17 protein-coding genes are annotated in these 18346 nt (G+C 71.6%); 13 read left to right on the plus strand and 4 right to left on the minus strand.

Annotated features, from left to right (window positions below; genetic code table 11):
- Nucleotides 1-127: 127 nt before the first annotated feature.
- A complete protein-coding gene (locus ABB07_RS22905) occupies nucleotides 128-1024 on the minus strand; it encodes an RNA polymerase sigma factor SigF (RefSeq protein ID WP_208900462.1) in 897 nt (298 codons plus the stop codon).
- Nucleotides 1025-1270: 246 nt separating this feature from the next.
- On the opposite strand from ABB07_RS22905, the gene ABB07_RS22910 reads away from it, so the two are divergent.
- From ABB07_RS22910 to ABB07_RS22945, 8 genes are all read left to right on the plus strand, one after another.
- Complete coding sequence (locus ABB07_RS22910; RefSeq protein ID WP_208900463.1) at nucleotides 1271-1648, plus strand: STAS domain-containing protein; 378 nt, start codon at nucleotides 1271-1273, stop codon at nucleotides 1646-1648.
- Nucleotides 1649-1982: 334 nt separating this feature from the next.
- Nucleotides 1983-2543: an ATP-binding protein gene (locus ABB07_RS22915; RefSeq protein WP_208900464.1), complete on the plus strand. Its 561-nt coding sequence runs from the start codon at nucleotides 1983-1985 to the stop codon at nucleotides 2541-2543.
- 451 nt (nucleotides 2544-2994) lie between these two features.
- Nucleotides 2995-4278 (plus strand): serine--tRNA ligase, encoded by a 1284-nt coding sequence (gene serS / locus ABB07_RS22920; RefSeq protein ID WP_208900465.1) that lies wholly within the window; start codon nucleotides 2995-2997, stop codon nucleotides 4276-4278.
- Nucleotides 4279-4442: 164 nt separating this feature from the next.
- A complete protein-coding gene (locus ABB07_RS22925; RefSeq protein WP_208900466.1) occupies nucleotides 4443-5126 on the plus strand; it encodes an LPXTG cell wall anchor domain-containing protein in 684 nt (227 codons plus the stop codon).
- A gap of 522 nt (nucleotides 5127-5648) precedes the next feature.
- A complete protein-coding gene (locus ABB07_RS22930) occupies nucleotides 5649-6623 on the plus strand; it encodes a COG1470 family protein (RefSeq protein ID WP_244189473.1) in 975 nt (324 codons plus the stop codon).
- Nucleotides 6620-7702: a hypothetical protein gene (locus tag ABB07_RS22935; protein ID WP_244189474.1), complete on the plus strand. Its 1083-nt coding sequence runs from the start codon at nucleotides 6620-6622 to the stop codon at nucleotides 7700-7702. The genes ABB07_RS22930 and ABB07_RS22935 overlap by 4 nt, the downstream gene beginning before the upstream one ends.
- On the plus strand, nucleotides 7699-8973 hold the full coding sequence (locus ABB07_RS22940; RefSeq protein ID WP_244189475.1) for a hypothetical protein: 1275 nt from the start codon (nucleotides 7699-7701) through the stop codon (nucleotides 8971-8973). Before ABB07_RS22935 ends, ABB07_RS22940 begins: the two co-directional genes overlap by 4 nt.
- 182 nt (nucleotides 8974-9155) lie before the next feature.
- Nucleotides 9156-9512 (plus strand): hypothetical protein, encoded by a 357-nt coding sequence (locus ABB07_RS22945; protein WP_208900467.1) that lies wholly within the window; start codon nucleotides 9156-9158, stop codon nucleotides 9510-9512.
- A 68-nt stretch (nucleotides 9513-9580) separates the two neighbouring features.
- On the opposite strand, the gene ABB07_RS22950 is transcribed toward ABB07_RS22945, so the two are convergent.
- Entirely contained in the window at nucleotides 9581-11119 is a 1539-nt protein-coding gene (locus tag ABB07_RS22950; protein ID WP_208900468.1) for a peptide MFS transporter, read from the minus strand.
- Nucleotides 11120-11627: 508 nt separating this feature from the next.
- Between ABB07_RS22950 and ABB07_RS22955 the strand changes: the two genes are divergently transcribed.
- Together ABB07_RS22955 and ABB07_RS22960 are read left to right on the plus strand one after the other, a co-directional pair.
- Nucleotides 11628-12305, plus strand: a complete 678-nt coding sequence (locus tag ABB07_RS22955) for a response regulator transcription factor (RefSeq protein WP_030653180.1) — start codon at nucleotides 11628-11630, stop codon at nucleotides 12303-12305.
- A 56-nt stretch (nucleotides 12306-12361) separates the two neighbouring features.
- Nucleotides 12362-13633, plus strand: coding sequence for an ATP-binding protein (locus ABB07_RS22960; RefSeq protein ID WP_208900469.1), 1272 nt, complete (start codon nucleotides 12362-12364; stop codon nucleotides 13631-13633).
- A 6-nt stretch (nucleotides 13634-13639) separates the two neighbouring features.
- On the opposite strand, the gene ABB07_RS22965 is transcribed toward ABB07_RS22960, so the two are convergent.
- Nucleotides 13640-14146, minus strand: coding sequence for a GtrA family protein (locus ABB07_RS22965; protein ID WP_208900470.1), 507 nt, complete (start codon nucleotides 14144-14146; stop codon nucleotides 13640-13642).
- 182 nt (nucleotides 14147-14328) lie between these two features.
- Between ABB07_RS22965 and ABB07_RS22970 the strand changes: the two genes are divergently transcribed.
- From ABB07_RS22970 to ABB07_RS22980, 3 genes are read left to right on the plus strand one after another with little or no spacing between them, the layout of a single operon-like run.
- Nucleotides 14329-15468, plus strand: a complete 1140-nt coding sequence (locus ABB07_RS22970) for a 5-(carboxyamino)imidazole ribonucleotide synthase (protein WP_208900471.1) — start codon at nucleotides 14329-14331, stop codon at nucleotides 15466-15468.
- On the plus strand, nucleotides 15465-15986 hold the full coding sequence (purE, locus tag ABB07_RS22975; protein WP_079048792.1) for a 5-(carboxyamino)imidazole ribonucleotide mutase: 522 nt from the start codon (nucleotides 15465-15467) through the stop codon (nucleotides 15984-15986). The genes ABB07_RS22970 and purE overlap by 4 nt, the downstream gene beginning before the upstream one ends.
- A 5-nt stretch (nucleotides 15987-15991) precedes the next feature.
- Complete coding sequence (locus ABB07_RS22980; protein ID WP_208900472.1) at nucleotides 15992-17170, plus strand: dipeptidase; 1179 nt, start codon at nucleotides 15992-15994, stop codon at nucleotides 17168-17170.
- Here ABB07_RS22980 and ABB07_RS22985 read toward each other — a convergent pair.
- Nucleotides 17119-18276 (minus strand): alkene reductase, encoded by a 1158-nt coding sequence (locus tag ABB07_RS22985; protein WP_208900473.1) that lies wholly within the window; start codon nucleotides 18274-18276, stop codon nucleotides 17119-17121. The genes ABB07_RS22980 and ABB07_RS22985 overlap by 52 nt on opposite strands.
- Between the last annotated feature and the right edge of the window lie 70 nt (nucleotides 18277-18346).

Below are 18346 nucleotides of genomic sequence, written 5' to 3' on the forward strand. Positions count from 1 at the left end.
GGGAATGACGGGTGGATTCCTGGCTACTCGCGGCAACCGGAGGGGTGTGCCGACGGCGGAAACGCCGCAGCGGCCCGGCACCGGTGGCCGGACCGCTGCGAAAGGCGTCACAGCAGCGACGCGGAGGTCACTCCTCGAGGGTCAGACCCTTGCGCAGCCGTACCAGCGTGCGCGCCAGCAGCCGGGACACGTGCATCTGGGAGATGCCGAGTTCCTCGCCGATCTCCGACTGGGTCATGTTCGCCACGAAACGCAGGGAGAGGATCTTCCGGTCCCGTTGCGGGAGCTCGGCGATCAGCGGCTTGAGGGATTCGACGTACTCGATGCCCTCCAGACCGTGGTCCTCGTACCCGATGCGGTCCGCGAGCGCGCCCTCCGTCTCGTCCTCCTCGGGCTGGGCGTCCAGCGAGGAGGCGGTGTAGGCGTTCGAGGCGGCCATGCCCTCCAGGACCTCGTCGTTGGAGATGCCGAGCTTCTCGGCCAGCTCCGGGACGGTCGGCGCCCGGTCCAGCCGCTGGGCCAGCTCGTCCCCGGCCTTGGCCAGGTCCAGGCGCAGCTCCTGCAGCCGGCGCGGAACGCGCACGGACCACGAGGTGTCACGGAAGAAACGCTTGATCTCGCCGATGATCGTCGGCATCGCGAAGGTGGGGAACTCCACTCCGCGGGCGAGCTCGAAGCGGTCGATCGCCTTGATCAGGCCGATGGTGCCGACCTGGATGATGTCCTCCATCGGCTCGCTGCGGGAGCGGAAGCGGGAGGCGGCGAACTTCACGAGCGCGAGGTTGAGCTCGACGAGCGTGTTGCGGACGTACGAGTACTCGTGCGTCCCTTCCTCCAGCGACTCCAGGCGCTCGAAGAGGGTCTTGGACAGGGCGCGAGCATCGACCGGGCCGATCTCGTCGTACGGGGGGATCTCCGGGAGTCCCTCGAAGGGGTCGAGGGCGTCGATGGGATGATCCAGTTGTTCCGGTGGGGGTGTCGACGTCGCGATCGGGGTATGCGATGCGTCGAGCCGGGGTGACATGGTGTCCTCCATCGTTCTCGGCATATGGCTGCCGAAGCCAATACGTGCACTGCGGTGTGCGGCGCCTCCAAAGCCGGCGTGTAGCGAAAGATGTTCCTACTAGCCCTACCCGCTCGACGGAGGCGATCGCAAGTGCGTTCTGTTGTGATATGTCCACTTCCGTGAGGTTCTTCGGGTGCCGGAGTGCGCATGGAGGGCGTAATGTTCGAGAGCAGTCAGCGTCCACGACCTCGGGAGAGAGACGGCATGGACCACGGGACGGTCGGCAGCGCACAGTCGGGCCGGCTTCTGGTGGAGGTGCGTGAAGAGGGCTCCAGCGCCGTTGTGACACCGGCGGGTGAGCTCGATCACCACACCGCCGATCTTCTGCGCGAGCCCCTCGACGACCTTCTGGACAAGGGCTTCTCGCGCCTCGTCGTGGACTGCGCACGACTGGAGTTCTGCGACTCCACGGGCCTGAACGTCCTGCTCGGCGCCCGGCTGAAGGCGGAGGCCGCCGGTGGCGGGGTCCATCTGGCCGGGATGCAGCCGGTGGTCGCCCGGGTGTTCGAGATCACCGGGGCGGAGGCGGTCTTCACCGTGCACGACTCCGTGGAGGCCGCCCTGGCCGACGGCGCCGACTGACCCCGCCGTGCCCGCCCTCCCGTGTCCCGGCGGCCGCGGGCGTTCGCGCCGGGCACACCGAAATCAGGGGTGTTGTGCCGGATCGGCCGGGCAGGAGAGGGCAGGAGAAGGCGGGGCACCCCCTGACGAGCGCCGGCCCGGACCGCCCCGGGACCGGCGAGACGACCGGACGGGACGTACGTACGACGGACGGACGGACAGGACACCCCGCGCGGACAGTGGCGGACGACGTACGGACAGCGGGTGGACGACGTACGGACCGGCCGGCACGGACGAGTGCCGGTCCTTTGGATCATGACATCGTGAACTGGTGATTCGGTGAGGTGAAGCGCTGATGAGCACCACCCGGCCTTACTCGCCGGGCGACCGCGGCCCGGAGCCCAGCGGCGCTTCCGGGGCGTCCGAGGAGGGTGCGCCGCCGGCCGGCGCGCCCACGGGGGCAGCCGCGCCGTCCGTACCGCCCGGCGGCACCCAGGGCCTCGGCGGGCCGCACGTCCGCCGGATCGGCCTGCAGGGCGAGAGCGGGGTCGTCCCGCTCGCCCGCGACTTCACCCGCCAGGCGCTGTACGCGTGGGGCTGGCTGCCCGCCGCCGGCGCCGACCAGCGGGCCGCGGCCGAGGATGTGCTGCTCGTCGTCTCGGAACTGGTCACCAACGCCTGCCTGCACGCCGAGGGCCCGGAGGAACTGCTCCTGGCCTGCGACAAAAAGGTGATCCGGATCGAGGTCTCGGACAGCGGCACCGGCCAGCCGGCCCCCCGCACCCCCCACCGCGCCGGCCGCCCCGGCGGCCACGGCATGTTCATCGTGCAGCGGCTGTGCCTGGACTGGGGCGTCGTCCGCGCCGCGGGCCGCCCGGGCAAGACGGTGTGGGCGGAACTGGGCGCTCCGGCGTAGGGCGCCGGGTTCCCGGGCGTGGTCCATCGGGCTCCCGGGCGCAGGGCATCGGGTCCCCGGGCGCGGTCCATCGGGCTCCCTGGCAGGGTTCAACGGGCTCCCGGCTGCATGACCCTAGGGTTTCCGGCCACCCACGGCGCCCGGAAAATCGGTTTGCGCAGAAAACTGCGCCGCCTACCCTGGCCGCAACGCGCTGACGGAGACAAGTAGCCCGGGATCCGGCGAGCCGAGAGAGCCGCCACCCGCTGTGAAGGCGGCCTCGCCCCCCGGTGCGAATCCCCTCCCGAGTGCGGGGAGGAAATGCCCCGCCGGCCGGCCCCCGTCATCGGGCTTTAAGAGGCCGTCGTACGACGGCGAAGGCGTGGTGGCACCGCGAGCACCCTCTCGCCCACGCCCCGAGGGACCGACCCGGGGCGGACCGTGCCGCCCCGCCGATCAGTTGGGCAGCAGCATGCTTGACGTCACCCTCGTCCGACAGCACCCCCGACGCGTCCGCGAAGGCCTGGCCAAACGCGGCCTGGACGTGGACCTCGACGCCTTCCTCGCGCTCGACCAGCGGCTGCGCGAGGCCCGAACGGCCCTGGAGCGGCTGCGCGGTGAACGGCGCCGTGTCTCGGCGGACATCGCCACCCGCCGCCGGACCGGCGAACCGGCGGACGAACTCCTGCGCAGGGCCGCGGAACTGGCCGACCGGGTCGCCGAGGCGACCGCCGCGCACGGCAGGCTGGAGACGGAACACCGCGCCTTCCTCGACGGCCTGCCGAACCTCCCCGATCCGGACGTGCCCGCGGGCGGCAAGGAACACAACGAGGTCGTCCGCACCGAGGGCGCCCGCCCGGAGTTCGGCTTCCCGCCCCGGGACCACGTCCGGCTCACCGAGGAGCTCGCACTGGTCGACCACCGGCGCGGCGCCGCGCTCGCCGGCAGCGGGAACTGGGTCTACCGGGGCGAGGGAGCCGCGCTGGAGTGGGCGCTGCTCAACCACTTCCTGGACGGCCACCGCCGGGCCGGCTACACCTTCGTGCTGCCGCCCCACCTGCTCACCTGGCAGGCCGGCTACGTCGCGGGCCAGTTCCCGAAGTTCGCCGACGACGTCTTCGTCACGGACCGCGGGGCCGACGGCCGTCCCGAGCGGTTCCTGCTGCCCACCGCCGAGACCGCGCTCGCCGCCCTGCACCAGGGCGAGACCCTCGACGAGAGCGAGCTGCCGCTCAAGTACGTGGCCTGCACGCCCTGTTACCGCAAGGAGGCCGGCGGCTACCGCGCCGCCGAGCGGGGCACCCTGCGCGGCCACCAGTTCAACAAGGTCGAACTGTTCCAGCTCACCCGGCCCGCCGACTCGGACGCGGCCCAGCTCGAACTGCTGGACCGCGCCGAGCAGCTGGTCACGGACCTGGGCCTGCACTACCGCGTCACCCGCCTCGCCGCCGGGGACACCAGCGCCGCCCAGGCCAAGACGTACGACGTCGAGGTCTGGCTGCCCAGCCTCGGCACCTACGCCGAGGTGAGCTCGGTGTCGAACGCCCGCGACTACCAGGCACGGCGCGGCGGCATCCGGTACCGCCCGGCGGGCGGCGGCAAGGCGGCGTACGTCCACACGCTCAACGCCTCGGGCCTGGCCACCAGCCGTCTGGTTCCGGCCCTCCTGGAACAGCACCAGCGGCCCGACGGCACCGTCGCCGTCCCCGAGGTGCTGCGGCGCTGGGGCCTGCCGGAGGTGCTGCGCAGGCCCTGACGCCACTGCCCAGCCTCCACTCCAGCCACCCGTCACACACGCCGGATCACCACAACTCCGGCGTGTGATGCGTCTTCCCTCCTCGCGGCGCCGGGCGTACCTTGACGGCCGAATCTGATACGTCGTCAGGAAATGTCGTCGCAAGGGATTGGGGTGGACCGATCGTGTCGTACCCGAAACGAACCGCCGCGCTCGCGTCCGCCGCGGCCCTGGCCGGCTCGGCGCTGCTGCTGTCCGCGCCGGCCGCCCGTGCCGACGTGGTCGACGTGAACTACCGCTGTCAGACCCCGATCGGCGTCAAGAGCGCCGTCTCGCCCATCGACATCAAGGGCGTCAAGAGCGGCAGCGGCTACCGGATCACCATGTCCTGGCAGAAGGGCGTCTCCTCCAGCCCCGTCGAGCTGGGCAAGGGCGCGATGACGCCGAGCGCGAGCATCCGGCTCGGCGGCGCCGACAGCGGCACGCTGCCGGTCAGCGGGCCCGCCAACGCGGCCGCGATCCCCGCCAACACCCCGATCAAGATCAGCGATCTGAGCGGTACGTACACGCCGAAGAAGACCGGCAAGGTCACCTTCACTCCGAGCACGCTCGTCATCAAGGCACTCGGTACGACGACGACCTGCACGCCGACCAACAGCCCCGGGCCGGGGCTCACGCTGGACGTGACCGCGGCAGGCGGCTCCTCGCCGACGTCGTCCTCCGGCAGCTCCTCCACCGGCGGAACGCTCCCGCAGACCGGCCCGGAGGACTCCGCGATCGCCCTCGGCACCCTCGGCGGCACGGTCCTCCTCACCGGCGCGGCCGGCGCCCTCTGGCTGACCCGCCGCAACCAGCCGTCCCGCCGCTGACCCGGCCGGACGACCACAGAAGCCCCAGGCCGAGCGCCGAAGCCCAGGCCGCCCACCGAGAGCGGAACCACCGCCGAATCCCCCAGACCGTCCGCCCCAGGCCGACCACCGAGCCACCGTCGAAGCCCCAGACCGACCACCGATAGCGGAGCCACCGCCGAAGCCCCAGGCCGAGCGCCGAAGCGAAGCCACCGCCGAATCCTGCAGGCCGTCCGCCCCAGATCGACCACCGAGAACCGATCCACTGCCGAAGCTCCAGACCGAACGCCGAAAGCCGAGCCACCGCCGAAGCCCCAGGCCGACCGCCGAAAGCCGAGCCACCGCCGAAGCCCCAGGCCGACCGCCGAAAGCCGAGCCACCGCCGAAGCCCAGGCCGACCACCGAAAGCGGAGCCACCGCCGAAGCCCCGGGCCGGGCGCCGAAGCCGAGTCACTGCCCAAGCCGCCAGGCCGACCGCGCAGAGCAGAGTCACCGCCGAAGCCGAGCCCCGTCGAAACCCAGGACAACCGCCCGGAGCCGCCCATGCCGTCCGCCGCCCGCGCCCTGAGCCGTCATCGGTGCCCGCCCCGGACCCACGCGTCGCTTCCGGCCCGCGCCGCCCTGCCCGCGGCCCTGTGCCTGTGCGCCGTACTGGGTGCCGCGGCCGGCGCCTCCGCCGCACCTGGGGCCGCCCCCGCATCCGGGCGGTGGTCCGTCGCGCCCGTGGGCGGTGGCCGCCCGTCCTTCTACGCCGAGGGTCCGCCGGGGGCGGTGCTGCAGGACACGGTGGCCGTCACCAATCCCGGGCGGGCGCCGGTCGTCGTACGGCTGTCCGGAACGGGTCTGCGCACGGTCTTCGTCGAGAAGGCGGAGCGCGGGCTACGCGTCCCGGCCCGCACCCGCGCCGAGGTGCCCTTCACGGTGACCGTGCCGGCCGGGGCCGCGCCCGGCGACCGCTCCGGTGCCGTCGTCGCGCGGGACGCGCGGGGGCGTACGGCGACCGTCCCGGTCCGGCTGCGCGTCGGGGGCCCGGCGCTCGCCGCGCTGACCGTCGAGCACCTCGCCGTGCACGCCGACCGCATCACGTACGAGCTGGTCAACCGCGGTACGACCGTCCTCGTGCCGAGGCTCGCGGTACGCGCCGACGGTGTCCTCGGCCGGGTCCTTGACCGGGCGCCGCGCACGCTGGCCGTCCACCTGCGCCCAGGCGCCCGCGTGCGGCTCACCGAGCCCTGGCCCGACCGTCCCGCGCTGGACGCGGTCGACGTACGGCTGACGGTCACGGCCCCGGGCGGAGCCCACGACACGGCGACCACGTCGGCCCGGTTCGTGCCGTGGCCTGCCGTGGCGGTGGCGGGCGCCGTACTGCTCGCGGGCGTGGCGGTGCCGACCGCCGTCCGCCGGCGTCGCGGCCGCACTCCGGCGGTCGGTGGTCCGGTGACCGGGAGTGCGCGGGACTCTGCGGTCGCCGGTCTCCCGTACCCCAGTGGTGAGTTGACGGAAGGCGCGGTGAAGTGAGCGGCAGGGCGGGGATCCTGCGGGTGCCGGCGGTGGCGGCGGTGCTCGCGTTGCTTCTGTTGACCGGCGGCGGACGGACGTACGCGGCGGACGGGCCGGCGGTGAGACTGTCGGCGTCCCAGGCCGGTACCGGCGGCTCGGTCACCGTCGGCGGCAGCGGCTGGCGGCCGCACACCTTGCTGATGCTGCTGGTGTGCGGGCGGGCCACCCCGGCCCGGGGGGTCATCGGCGGCACCAACTCCTGCGCCAACGGCGACGGCCGGGCCGTGACCACCGATGCGCAGGGTGCCTTCAGCCGCCGGCTCCCGGTCGCCGAACCGCCCGTGCCCTGCCCCTGCGTGGTGCACGTGGCCACGGTCACCGGCGCCCGGGCCGAGGCGGACGCCGTCCTGCAGGTCGCCGGGCATCCCGTCGCCCCGCTGCCCGCCGAACCGTCCGCCGGCCGGCTCTCCGTGCTGTCCGACGTCCGGCTGACCGGTTCGAGCGGCCTGCTGACCTGGTTCGGCGCGCCGCCGAGCCGCAGCCTCGTCCTCACCGTCGGCAACACCGGCACGGGCACGATCAAGGACCCCGTCTTCCAGGTCGGCAGCGCGCACGGCGTCTTCGCCCCGCAGTGGGACGACCGGCAGTGGCACGGCACCCTGGCCCCCGGCGGGAAGGCCGAGGTGAGGCTGCCGGTCGAGCTGTCCGCCGGGGCGCACGGCGACTACACCGTCTCCCTGAAGTACGACGGCAGGGTCCTCGCCGAACAGCCGTGGGGCGTGGGCCGCCCCTGGGGCGTGACGCTGTTCTGGATCCTGCTCTGCCTGGTCGTCCCGGCCGCGCTGTTCCGCATCGGGATGGCCGTGGTGGACCGGGTGCGGCCGCGCCGCCCGGGTGCCGCCCGCCCCGCCCGCACGCCGCGCCTGCACCGGCTGCCCCGCCCCGGCCGCCGTACCTCCGAACCGCCCCCCACGAACCCGACCCTGCCGTGGTTCGCCCCGGACTCCGTCCCGGGCGACCCGGCCGGCCGGCTCTCCGCACCGCACCCCGACAGCCCGACGAGTCCGACGACTCCCACCACGAAAGGACCGACGTGAGCATCCGAAGGAGAGGTACGGCCGCGGGCGCCGCGCTGGCGCTGAGCGGTGCGGGCGTCCTGCTGGGCCTCGCCGCGAGCCCCGCGCAGGCGGCCGAGGTGGCGTACGCCACCCACTGTGTGCCCCCCGCGGGCATCAGCCCGGTCGACGGCACCACGAAGGTCGAGATCGACGCGCCGGCCACGGCGAAGGTCGGCGACACGGTGGACGTGGTGTGGAAGTTCGTCCAGGCCGCGTCCAAGAATCCCGACATCATCGACCTGCCCGCGAACTCGGTCCAGCCCTCCGGCGTGCTGAAGGCGGCCGGGGCGCAGGTCGCCGGCATCGCGATGCAGGGGACCCGCACGAACCCCGCGATCCCCAAGGGCGCCGCCATGGTGCTGTCCGACATGAAGGGCAGCATCAAGCTGACGACGGCCGGCGAGGTGACGCTGACGCCCGACGCGTACACCGTCAACGCGATGTCGACGGACACCAAGTGCACGCCCAAGGAGACCGTGCAGAAGGCGGCGACCATCCAGGTGACCGGTGGGGGCGGCGGGGGCACCGGCACGCCGACGCAGTCGACGACACCGACCCCGTCCGGCACCCCCACCCGGTCGGCCACCCCCACAGCCACCGCGTCCGGCGGCGGGCAGACCGACTTCACCGGCAAGGAGGTACAGATCCCCTACGCCTGCAAGACGCCGATCGGCGACAAGAACGCGACCTCGCCGGTGCAGATCAACGCCAAGAGGAACGGCGGGAACTTCGACCTCACCGTGCAGTTCAAGAAGTCGGTGATGAACAGCCCCGCCGACATCCCGAAGGGCTCCGTGAAGCCGTCCATGGAGGTGGTGCTGGGCGGCGCCGACAAGGGCACGGTGCATGTGGAGGGGCCGACGAACGCGAAGGACATCAAGTCCGGCGACCCGATCGAGATCCCCGACCTCACCGGGACCTACAAGCCCGGCGCGAGCGGCTCCTCGACGCTGTCCCCGGGCGTCCTCACGGTCAAGGCCCTCGGCACGACCACGACCTGCACACCGACGAAGACAGCGGTCTCGCTCACCCTGGACACCAGCCGGCAGCCGGGCGGCACGTCCGGATCCACGTCGACCTCGGGAGGCACCTCCTCGACCGGCGGCAGCGGCACCTCCGGCTCCGGCGGCCTCGCCGAGACCGGCGCGAGCGACCACGGCGCCCTGAAGGCCCTCGGCCTGGTGGCGGGCACGGCGATCCTGCTGGGCGGCGCGGTGTTCACGTTCATGCCGGGCCGACGGACGCGCTGACCAGCCGCCGTACCTCAGAAAACACTCAAACCCCAGCAGACGATTTGCTTCCAAGATCAATGGCGCTATAACGTCCCCGTCGTTCATGCAAGCAAAGTGAACAAGCGCACTACCCATCGGGCAAAGATGCAGTTGGGCGATTGACCTTCGTTCTCGACGTCCGATGGAGAAAAGAGGAGCAAATGATGTGGGGGAAGAAGGCGGCGGGCGGCGCGCTCGCCGTCCTCCTCATGGCGACGGGGACGGGCCTGGCCGGCGCGGGCACCGCGGAGGCGGCCGGGGCGAAGTACACGTGCACGGCGGTGGTGCACCTCGACCTCGGCCGGCCCAAGGCCACGTCGTCGTGCAAGAAGTCCGCTTCGGGCAAGCCGGTGACCAAGCACCGGGTGAAGCTCGTGTGCGACGTCATCCGCGGACGCGGCAACCCGCACGAGATCCCGTGGTACCTGTGGGGGCCGTGGGTGAAGCCCGGCCAGAAGTCGACCGTGATGTGCGGCTTCAGCAGCTTCACCCGGTCCTGGTCGGTCGAGACCAAGTGACGGACGAACGGCGGAGGGCCGCCGCACCCGAGGTGCGGCGGCCCTCCGCCGTTTAGCCTTCCGACAGGTCAGTGCACGTCGCCCATCAGCGACTTGACCTTCCGGCGGTACATCCACACCGCGAAACCGGCGAGGGCCGCGAGGAGCGCCTCCCCGAAGACGGCGCCCGTACCGCTGAGGTCGACCCCGGCGATGGCCGGGTTGGACAGCAGGCTGGTGACGGAGTCGCCCGCGGTGACCGCCAGGAACCACACGCCCATCATCTGGCTGGCGTACTTGGCGGGGGCCATCTTCGTCGTCACCGACAGGCCGACCGGCGACAGGCAGAGCTCGCCGACGGTCTGGATGAAGTAGATGCCGACCAGCCACATCGGGCTGACCGCGGTGCCGTTCGCCGCCATGGCCAGCGGGATCAGGAAGAAGAAGAACGACACACCGATCAGGACCAGGCCCATCGAGAACTTCACGATGGTGCTGGGCTCCTTGCCCCTGCGGTTCAGCCACACCCAGACCCAGGCGAAGACCGGGGCCAGCGCCATGATGAACAGCGGGTTCAGCGACTGGTACCAGGAGGTCGGGAAGCCGAAGCCCAGCAGGTCGTGGGACGCCTTGCCCTCGCCGAACGCCTGGACCGTCGACGCGCCCTGGTCGTAGATCATCCAGAAGACGGCGGCGGCCACGAAGAACCAGATGTAGGCGGTCATCTTCGACTGCTCGGTGGTCGAGAGCTCCCTGTCCCGCTTGATGCGCATCAGCACGCCCGCCGGGATGACCAGACCGATGACGGTCAGCGGGATCATCGCCCAGTTCAGGGTGAAGTGGCCGGTGCCGCCGACGATGCCGTAGAACACGGCCGCGACGGCCACCCAGGTCAGGCCCTTGCGCAGCCAGGTGGTGCGCTCCTCGGCGGTCAGCGGCTTGGGGACGATGTCGCTCTTGGCGCTCAGGTTGCGGGTGCCGAGCAGGAACGCGGCGAGACCGACCGCCATGCCGACCGCGGCCATACCGAAGCCGAGGTGCCAGTTGACCTCCTGGCCGACGGTTCCGATGGCCAGCGGGGCGAAGAAGGCGCCCGCGTTGATGCCCATGTAGAAGATGGTGAAACCGCCGTCGCGGCGCGGGTCGTCCGGGCCGTTGTACAGGTGGCCGACCATCGTGGAGATGTTGGCCTTGAGCAGACCCGAACCGGCCGCGACGAGCGCGAGACCGGCGAAGAACGGAGCCTGACCGCCGGGCAGGGCCAGCACGATGTGGCCGGACATGATCGTGACGGCCGCGATGGTCACCGTCTTGCGCGGGCCCCAGACACGGTCGCCCAGCCAGCCGCCGGGCATGGCGAGCAGGTAGACCATCGCCGAGTAGACGGAGACGATCACCGTGGTGGTGGCCACGTCCATGGCCAGGCCGCCGCCCAGGCTGCCCTTGCCGGCATCGGGGCCGCCGGAGAGCAGGTAGACGGTGAGGAGGGCCTTCATGCCGTAGTAGGAGAAACGCTCCCACATCTCGGTCATGAAGAGAGTGGCCAGGCCGCGGGGGTGGCCGAAGAAGGTCTTCTCGGAACCGGGGGTGCCCGGACGGACCGAGTCCTTCGTCAGGCTGGACGCCATGGTCGTTCCTTGCTGGTCGGGACGCGCTTTTCGAGCGTTGCGCGCCCGGTGGGGGTGCGGCCGGCACCGGCACGGTCGGTCGTCCGCCCCCAACGCCCGCGGGGAGTCCGCGTCCGGGTCTCGGAAGCGGTGGACGGCGACCACCGGGATCCACGCCCCGACGCGCTTCGATGCGCTGCGGAGCCCGGCCAGAGGTCATTCCTTTCAAGGCCGGCCAAGGACTGATCTTGGTCGGCCCGCACACAAAAGAGACCCTCAGCGTCATGTGCTCGCCAAAGGTCCCCGGTGTACTACAGGCGTTCAGGTCACCATACGGCAGGACACTGCCGGATATGGAAGGACTTGAGACACGGATCACAGCTGTCGGAGGAACCGCAGGACCGGAATCGAAGGTCTCTTCTACGATCTCACCCCCACAGCGATGGTTCGTACCAGTGCCGTCACAAGGTAAGAGTTCCTGGAAGCGATCACACCCCAGCACCGCACGCGGGCGGTCTACCATCACCTCATGACCCGTGTACTGCTCGCCGAGGACGACGCGTCCATCTCGGAGCCGCTGGCCCGCGCCCTGCGCCGGGAAGGTTACGAGGTCGAGGTGCGCGAGGACGGACCCGCCGCGCTGGACGCCGGGATGCAGGGCGGCGTCGATCTGGTCGTACTGGACCTGGGCCTGCCGGGCATGGACGGCCTGGAGGTCGCCCGCCGGCTGCGGGCCGACGGCCACACCGTGCCGATCCTCATCCTGACCGCGCGGGCCGACGAGGTGGACACCGTCGTCGGCCTGGACGCGGGCGCCGACGACTACGTCACCAAGCCCTTCCGGCTCGCCGAACTGCTCGCCCGGGTACGGGCCCTGCTCCGGCGCGGTGCCGCCGAGCCGCAGCAGCCGCCGGCCACGCACGGGGTGCGGATCGACGTCGAGTCGCACCGGGCGTGGATGGGCGACGAGGAACTCCAGCTCACCGCCAAGGAGTTCGACCTGCTGCGGGTGCTGGTGCGGGACGCCGGCCGGGTCGTCACGCGCGACCAGCTGATGCGCGAGGTCTGGGACACCACGTGGTGGTCCTCCACCAAGACCCTCGACATGCACATCTCCTGGCTGCGCAAGAAGCTCGGTGACGACGCGGCGAACCCCCGCTACATCGCCACGGTACGAGGCGTGGGCTTCCGCTTCGAGAAGAGCTGAGCCCCTCCCCGGGTGAGCCCTTCCCGGGGCCCAGCGATCACCTCAGGTAACGGAACATGCGTCGACGTCTCATCCAGTCCACTCTCGCCGTCGTCCTCGTGGTGATCGCCGTCTTCGGCATCTCCCTGGTGATCGTCGAGTCGCGGACGATCAGCAACAGCGCCCAGGAGCGGGTGGACTCCGAGGCGATCCGGCTGGCCAGCATCGTGGACAGCAGGATCCTCGCCGCGGAGAACGTCAACGCGGACGTGCTGCGCAATCCGGTCAGCAAGGACCAGTACGCGGTCATCCGCATGCCCGGGCAGGCGCCCATAGAGATCGGCACCAAGCCGCGGGGCGATGTCATCCACGCCACCCAGCAGGGCGAGGAGGGCGAGAGCGTCACGGTGCAGGAGCCGCGCTCCGCGGTGACCCGCGAGGTCGGCCGGACCCTGCTGATCATCGGCCTGGTGGCGCTGCTCGCGGTGGTCGCGGCCGTGCTGCTGGCCGTACGGCAGGCCAACCGGCTCGCCTCCCCGCTGACCGACCTCGCGGAGACCGCCGAGCGGCTCGGCTCCGGCGACCCGCGCCCGCGGCACAAGCGGTACGGCGTCCCCGAGCTGGACCGGGTCGCCGATGTGCTGGACTCCTCCGCCGAGCGGATCGGCCGCATGCTGACCGCCGAGCGGCGCCTGGCGGCCGACGCGTCCCACCAGCTGCGCACCCCGCTCACGGCGCTCTCGATGCGCCTGGAGGAGATCACCCTCACGGACGACCCGGACATCGTGAAGGAAGAGGCGAACGTCGCGCTCACCCAGGTCGAGCGGCTCACCGACGTGGTCGAGCGGCTGCTGACGAACTCGCGCGATCCGCGTACCGGCTCCGCCGTCACCTTCGATCTGGACGAGGTCATCCAGCAGCAGCTCGCCGAGTGGCGGCCCGCCTACCGCAGCGCGGGCCGGGCCATCGTCAGCTCCGGCAAGCGGCATCTGCACGCCGTCGGCACGCCGGGAGCGGTCGCCCAGGTGCTGGCGGCGCTGATCGAGAACTCCCTCATGCACGGTGGCGGCACGGTCGCGCTGCGCACCCGGGTCACCGGCAACCAGGCCGTGGTGGAGGTCACCGACGAGGGCCCCGGGGTCCCGGCCGACCTGGGCGCGCGGATCTTCGAGCGGACGATCAGCGGACGGAACTCCACCGGGATCGGCCTCGCCGTCGCCCGCGACCTCGCGGAGGCCGACGGGGGGCGCCTGGAGCTGCTCCAGGCGCAGCCGCCGGTGTTCGGGCTGTTCCTCTCACGCACGCCGCCGGCCCGCAAGACGGAGGAGGAGCGGCCGACGGTGCGCTGAACCGGGTTACGGAACCCGCTGCGACTTCGGCTCCGGCTCCGTGTGCGGCCGCTTCGACTCGGCCACCAGGATCGACTCCGCCTCCTGGGACGGCTGCACGCGGAACACCCAGGTGCGGTACGACCAGAAGCGGAAGAGCGTCGCGACGCCGATGCCGACGAACTTGAAGACGTTGCTCTGCAGCGGGCTGTCCCAGCCGAAGCCGTAGGTCGCCGCGTACAGCACGCCGTTCTCGATCACCAGGCCGATCGCGCTGAAGAACAGGAAGAGCGTGAGCTCCTTGGTGCGGCCGCCCTTGTCACGGTCCCGGTACGTCCAGTAGCGGAAGCCGACGTAGTTGAAGGCGATGGCGACTATGGTCGCGATGATGCTGGCGCGTACCACCGGCAGGTCGGAGACGTGCCGGACGAGGTTGAAGACGCCGAGGTTCACGAAGATGCCCGCGACGCCGACGGTGCCGAACTTGGCCACCTCGCGTACGAGCCGTTGCAGCCCCGAGGAACGAGGTTCCATGGCTGTGCAGCTCCCGTCGGTAGGTTTCGTCAGCCCAGCCATGCTATCCGGGTGAACCCCCTGTCGCCTGTGCACAAGGCCAAGACCGGGAAACAGATCGGAAAGAGGGCGGAAAGCGACTGGTAAGAGTTCCCCCGAAGGGCGCGATCCGGTCGCCCCCGCGTGGCCGATACGCTAGGGGTGTGACGTTCCCGGTAGTCGGCATGGTCGGCGGGGGGCAGCTCGCGCGTATGACGCACGAGGCGGGCATCCCGTTGGGCATCAGGTTCAAGCTTCTCAGTGACACCCCTCAGGATTCCGCGGCGCAGGTCGTGAACGATGTCGTCATCGGCGACTATCGCGACCTGGACACGCTGCGCGAGTTCGCGCGCGGTTGCGATGTGATCACCTTCGATCACGAACACGTACCCACCGAGCACCTCAGGGCCCTGGAGGCGGACGGCATCCCCGTCCGTCCGGGGCCCGACGCGCTGGTGCACGCCCAGGACAAGGGCGTGATGCGCGCGAAGCTCGATCTGATCGGCATCCCGTGCCCGCGGCACCGGATCGTCGCCGACCCGGAGGACGTGGTCCGGTTCGCGGCGGAGGGGGACGGCTTCCCGGTCGTCCTGAAGACCGTGCGCGGTGGCTACGACGGCAAGGGCGTGTGGGTCGTGGAGTCCGCCGAGGAGGCCATGGACCCGTTCCGGGCGGGCGTCCCGGTGCTCGCCGAGGAGAAGGTCGACTACGTCCGCGAGCTCGCGGCCAACGTCGTACGCTCCCCGCACGGCCAGGCCGTCGCCTACCCGGTGGTGGAATCGCAGCAGGTGGCCGGCGTGTGCGACACCGTCATAGCCCCGGCCCCCGGCCTGGACCAGGCGCTGGCCCTCAAGGCCGAGCAGATGGCCCTGACCATCGCCAAGGAACTCGGCGTCGTCGGCCACCTCGCGGTCGAGCTGTTCCAGACCCGCGACGGCCGCATCCTCGTCAACGAGCTGGCGATGCGCCCGCACAACTCGGGCCACTGGACCCAGGACGGCGCGATCACCTCCCAGTTCGCCAACCACGTCCGCGCGGTCCTCGACCTCCCGCTCGGCGACCCCCGCCCGCGTGCCCCGTGGACGGTGATGGTCAACGTCCTGGGCGGCGACTACCCCGACATGTACTCCGCGTACTTGCACTGCATGGCCCGCGACCCCAAGCTCAAGATCCACATGTACGGCAAGGACGTGAAGCCCGGCCGCAAGGTCGGCCACGTCAACACCTACGGCGACGACCTGGACGACGTGCTGGAGCGCGCCCGTCACGCAGCCGGATACCTGAGAGGCACGATCACCGAATGAGCCCTGTTGTTGGCATCGTCATGGGGTCGGACTCCGACTGGCCCGTCATGGAGGCCGCCGCCAAGGCCCTGGACGAGTTCGAGATCGCCTACGAGGTCGACGTCGTCTCCGCCCACCGCATGCCGCGCGAGATGATCACCTACGGCGAGCAGGCCGCCGACCGCGGCCTGAAGGTGATCATCGCCGGTGCGGGGGGTGCCGCCCATCTGCCCGGCATGCTCGCCTCGGTCACTCCGCTGCCGGTCATCGGCGTGCCGGTGCCGCTGAAGTACCTCGACGGCATGGACTCGCTGCTGTCCATCGTGCAGATGCCGGCCGGTGTCCCGGTCGCCACCGTCTCCGTCGCCGGTGCCCGCAACGCCGGCCTGCTCGCGGCCCGCATCCTCGCCGCGCACGACGAGGACCTGCTGCACAAGATGCGCGACTTCCAGCAGGACCTCAACGACCAGGCCACCGAGAAGGGCAAGCGGCTGCGCTCGAAAGTCGAGGGGTCGAGCGGCTTCGGCTTCGGGAAGTAACAGGCATGACCTCAACTGACGAAGCGCGGTCCCTGCTGCGCGAGTTCCCGGTCGTCGACGGCCACAACGACCTGCCGTGGGCGCTGCGCAAACAGGTCCGCTACGACCTCGCCGCGCGCGACATCGCCGTACGGCAGGACGCCCATCTGCACACCGACATCCCGCGGCTGCGCGCGGGCGGCGTCGGGGCGCAGTACTGGTCGGTGTACGTGCCCTCGGACCTGCCCGGCGCGGTGCCGGCGACCCTCGAACAGATCGACTGCGTACGGCAGTTGATCGCCCGGCACCCCGCCGATCTGCGGGCCGCGCTGACCGCCGCCGACATGGAGGCGGCGCGCGCGGAGGGCCGTATCGCCTCCCTCATGGGCGCGGAGGGCGGTCACTCGATCGACAACTCCCTGGGCACCCTGCGCGGTCTGTACGAGCTGGGCGTGCGCTACATGACGCTCACCCACAACGACAACAACGACTGGGCGGACTCCGCGACGGACGAGCCGAAGGCCGGCGGCCTGTCGGCGTTCGGGCGCGAGGTGGTGCGGGAGATGAACCGCCTCGGCATGCTGGTCGACCTCTCCCACGTGGCCCCCACGACCATGCGGGCCGCGCTGGACACCACGGCCGCGCCGGTGATCTTCTCGCACTCCTCCGCGCGGGCCGTGTGCGACCACCCGCGCAACGTCCCCGACGACGTCCTGGAGCGGCTGCCCGCCAACGGCGGTGTGGCGATGGTGACGTTCGTGCCGAAGTTCGTGCTCCAGGCGGCCGTCGACTGGACGGCGGCGGCCGACGAGAACCTGCGCGCCCACGGTCTGCACCACCTCGACACCGGCCCCGAGGCGATGAAGATCCACGAGGCCTTCGAGGAGCACAACCCGCGCCCGATCGCCACGGTGTCCACGGTCGCGGACCACCTGGACCACATGCGCGAGGTCGCCGGCGTCGACCACCTGGGCATCGGCGGCGACTACGACGGCACCGCGTTCACCCCCGACGGCCTCGGCGACGTCTCCGGCTACCCCAACCTGCTCGCCGAACTGCTCGACCGCGGCTGGTCCAAGGCCGACCTGGCCAAGCTGACCTGGCAGAACGCGGTACGGGTCCTGGGCGCCGCGGAGGACGTGGCCCGCGACCTTCAGGCGACCCGCGCCCCGTCCAACGCCACGATCGAGTCGCTGGACGGCTGACCGGCCAGGGTGGGGTAGTCGTTGTACCCCTCCGCCCCGCCCACGTACATGAAGTACCGGTCCCGGACCGGGTTGAGGGGTGCGCCGAGGCGCAGCCGCTCGACCAGGTCCGGGTTGGCGAGGAACGGCCGGCCGAGCGCCACCAGGTCGGCACCGGCCGCCAGCATCTCCCGTGCGGCCCGGGTGACGGCCTGGGTGGACAGGTCGGTCAGGTCCGGGTTGCCGATCAGGACACCGGGCCAGTCGGCGCGGATCCGCCGGTACCAGCCGGTGGCCGGGTCGGAGCGCACCAGGTGCAGATAGGCGAGGTCCAGCCCCTTCAGCCGGTTCAGGAGCGCGGCGTACAGGCCCTCGGTGTCCTCCTCCAGGACCCCGTTGACCGTGCTCGCGGGGGAGATCCGGATGCCCACCCGGTCCGCGCCGATCGCGTCGGCCACCGCCTCGGTCACCTCCGCCGCGAAGCGCACCCGCCGCCGGGCCGGGCCGCCGTAGCCGTCGGTGCGGCGGTTGGTGTTGTCCGCGAGGAACTGGTGCAGCAGCATCCCGTTGGCCGAGTGCACCTCCACGCCCTCGAAGCCCGCGTCGACGGCCCGGCGCGCGGCGGCGGCGAAGTCGGCGATCGTGGCGCAGATGTCGTCCGCGCTCATCGCGCGCGGGACGGCGGCCCGCAGGTGGCCCCACGGGGTGAAGATCGTCTCCGGCAGCGGGACGGGGGAGGGAGCGACCGGTGTGCGGCCGGTGGTCGCCGGATGGCTGACCCGGCCGCCGTGCTGGAGCTGCAGGAACATCCGCCCGCCGGCCGCCCGCACCGCGTCCGTGACCCGCCGCCAGCCGGCGGTGTGCCGGTCGGTGTGGATCGCGGTGATGTCCGGGTACGTCTGCCCGACCGCGTTGGGCGTGGAGCCCTCGGCGATGATCAGACCGGCGGAGGCACGCTGGGCGTAGTGCGTGACCATGAGGTCCGTCGGAGTGCCGTCGGCTTCCGCGCGGTTGCGGGTCAGCGGGGCCATCACGAGGTGGTGGGGGAGGTCGAGCCGGCCGAGCCGGGCCGGGGCCAGGAAGTCGGTGGAGTCCGTGGAGTCCGGCAAGTCCGTTGTCTGCGTCATGCGCGCACGGTAGAACTTGACACCGATGTAAGGTTCAAGCCCTCGTCGGCGAGGCGGTCACTCGGCGGCG

It is taken from the genome of Streptomyces incarnatus, assembly GCF_001027185.1.
GTDB classification, from domain to species: Bacteria; Actinomycetota; Actinomycetes; order Streptomycetales; family Streptomycetaceae; genus Streptomyces; species Streptomyces puniciscabiei.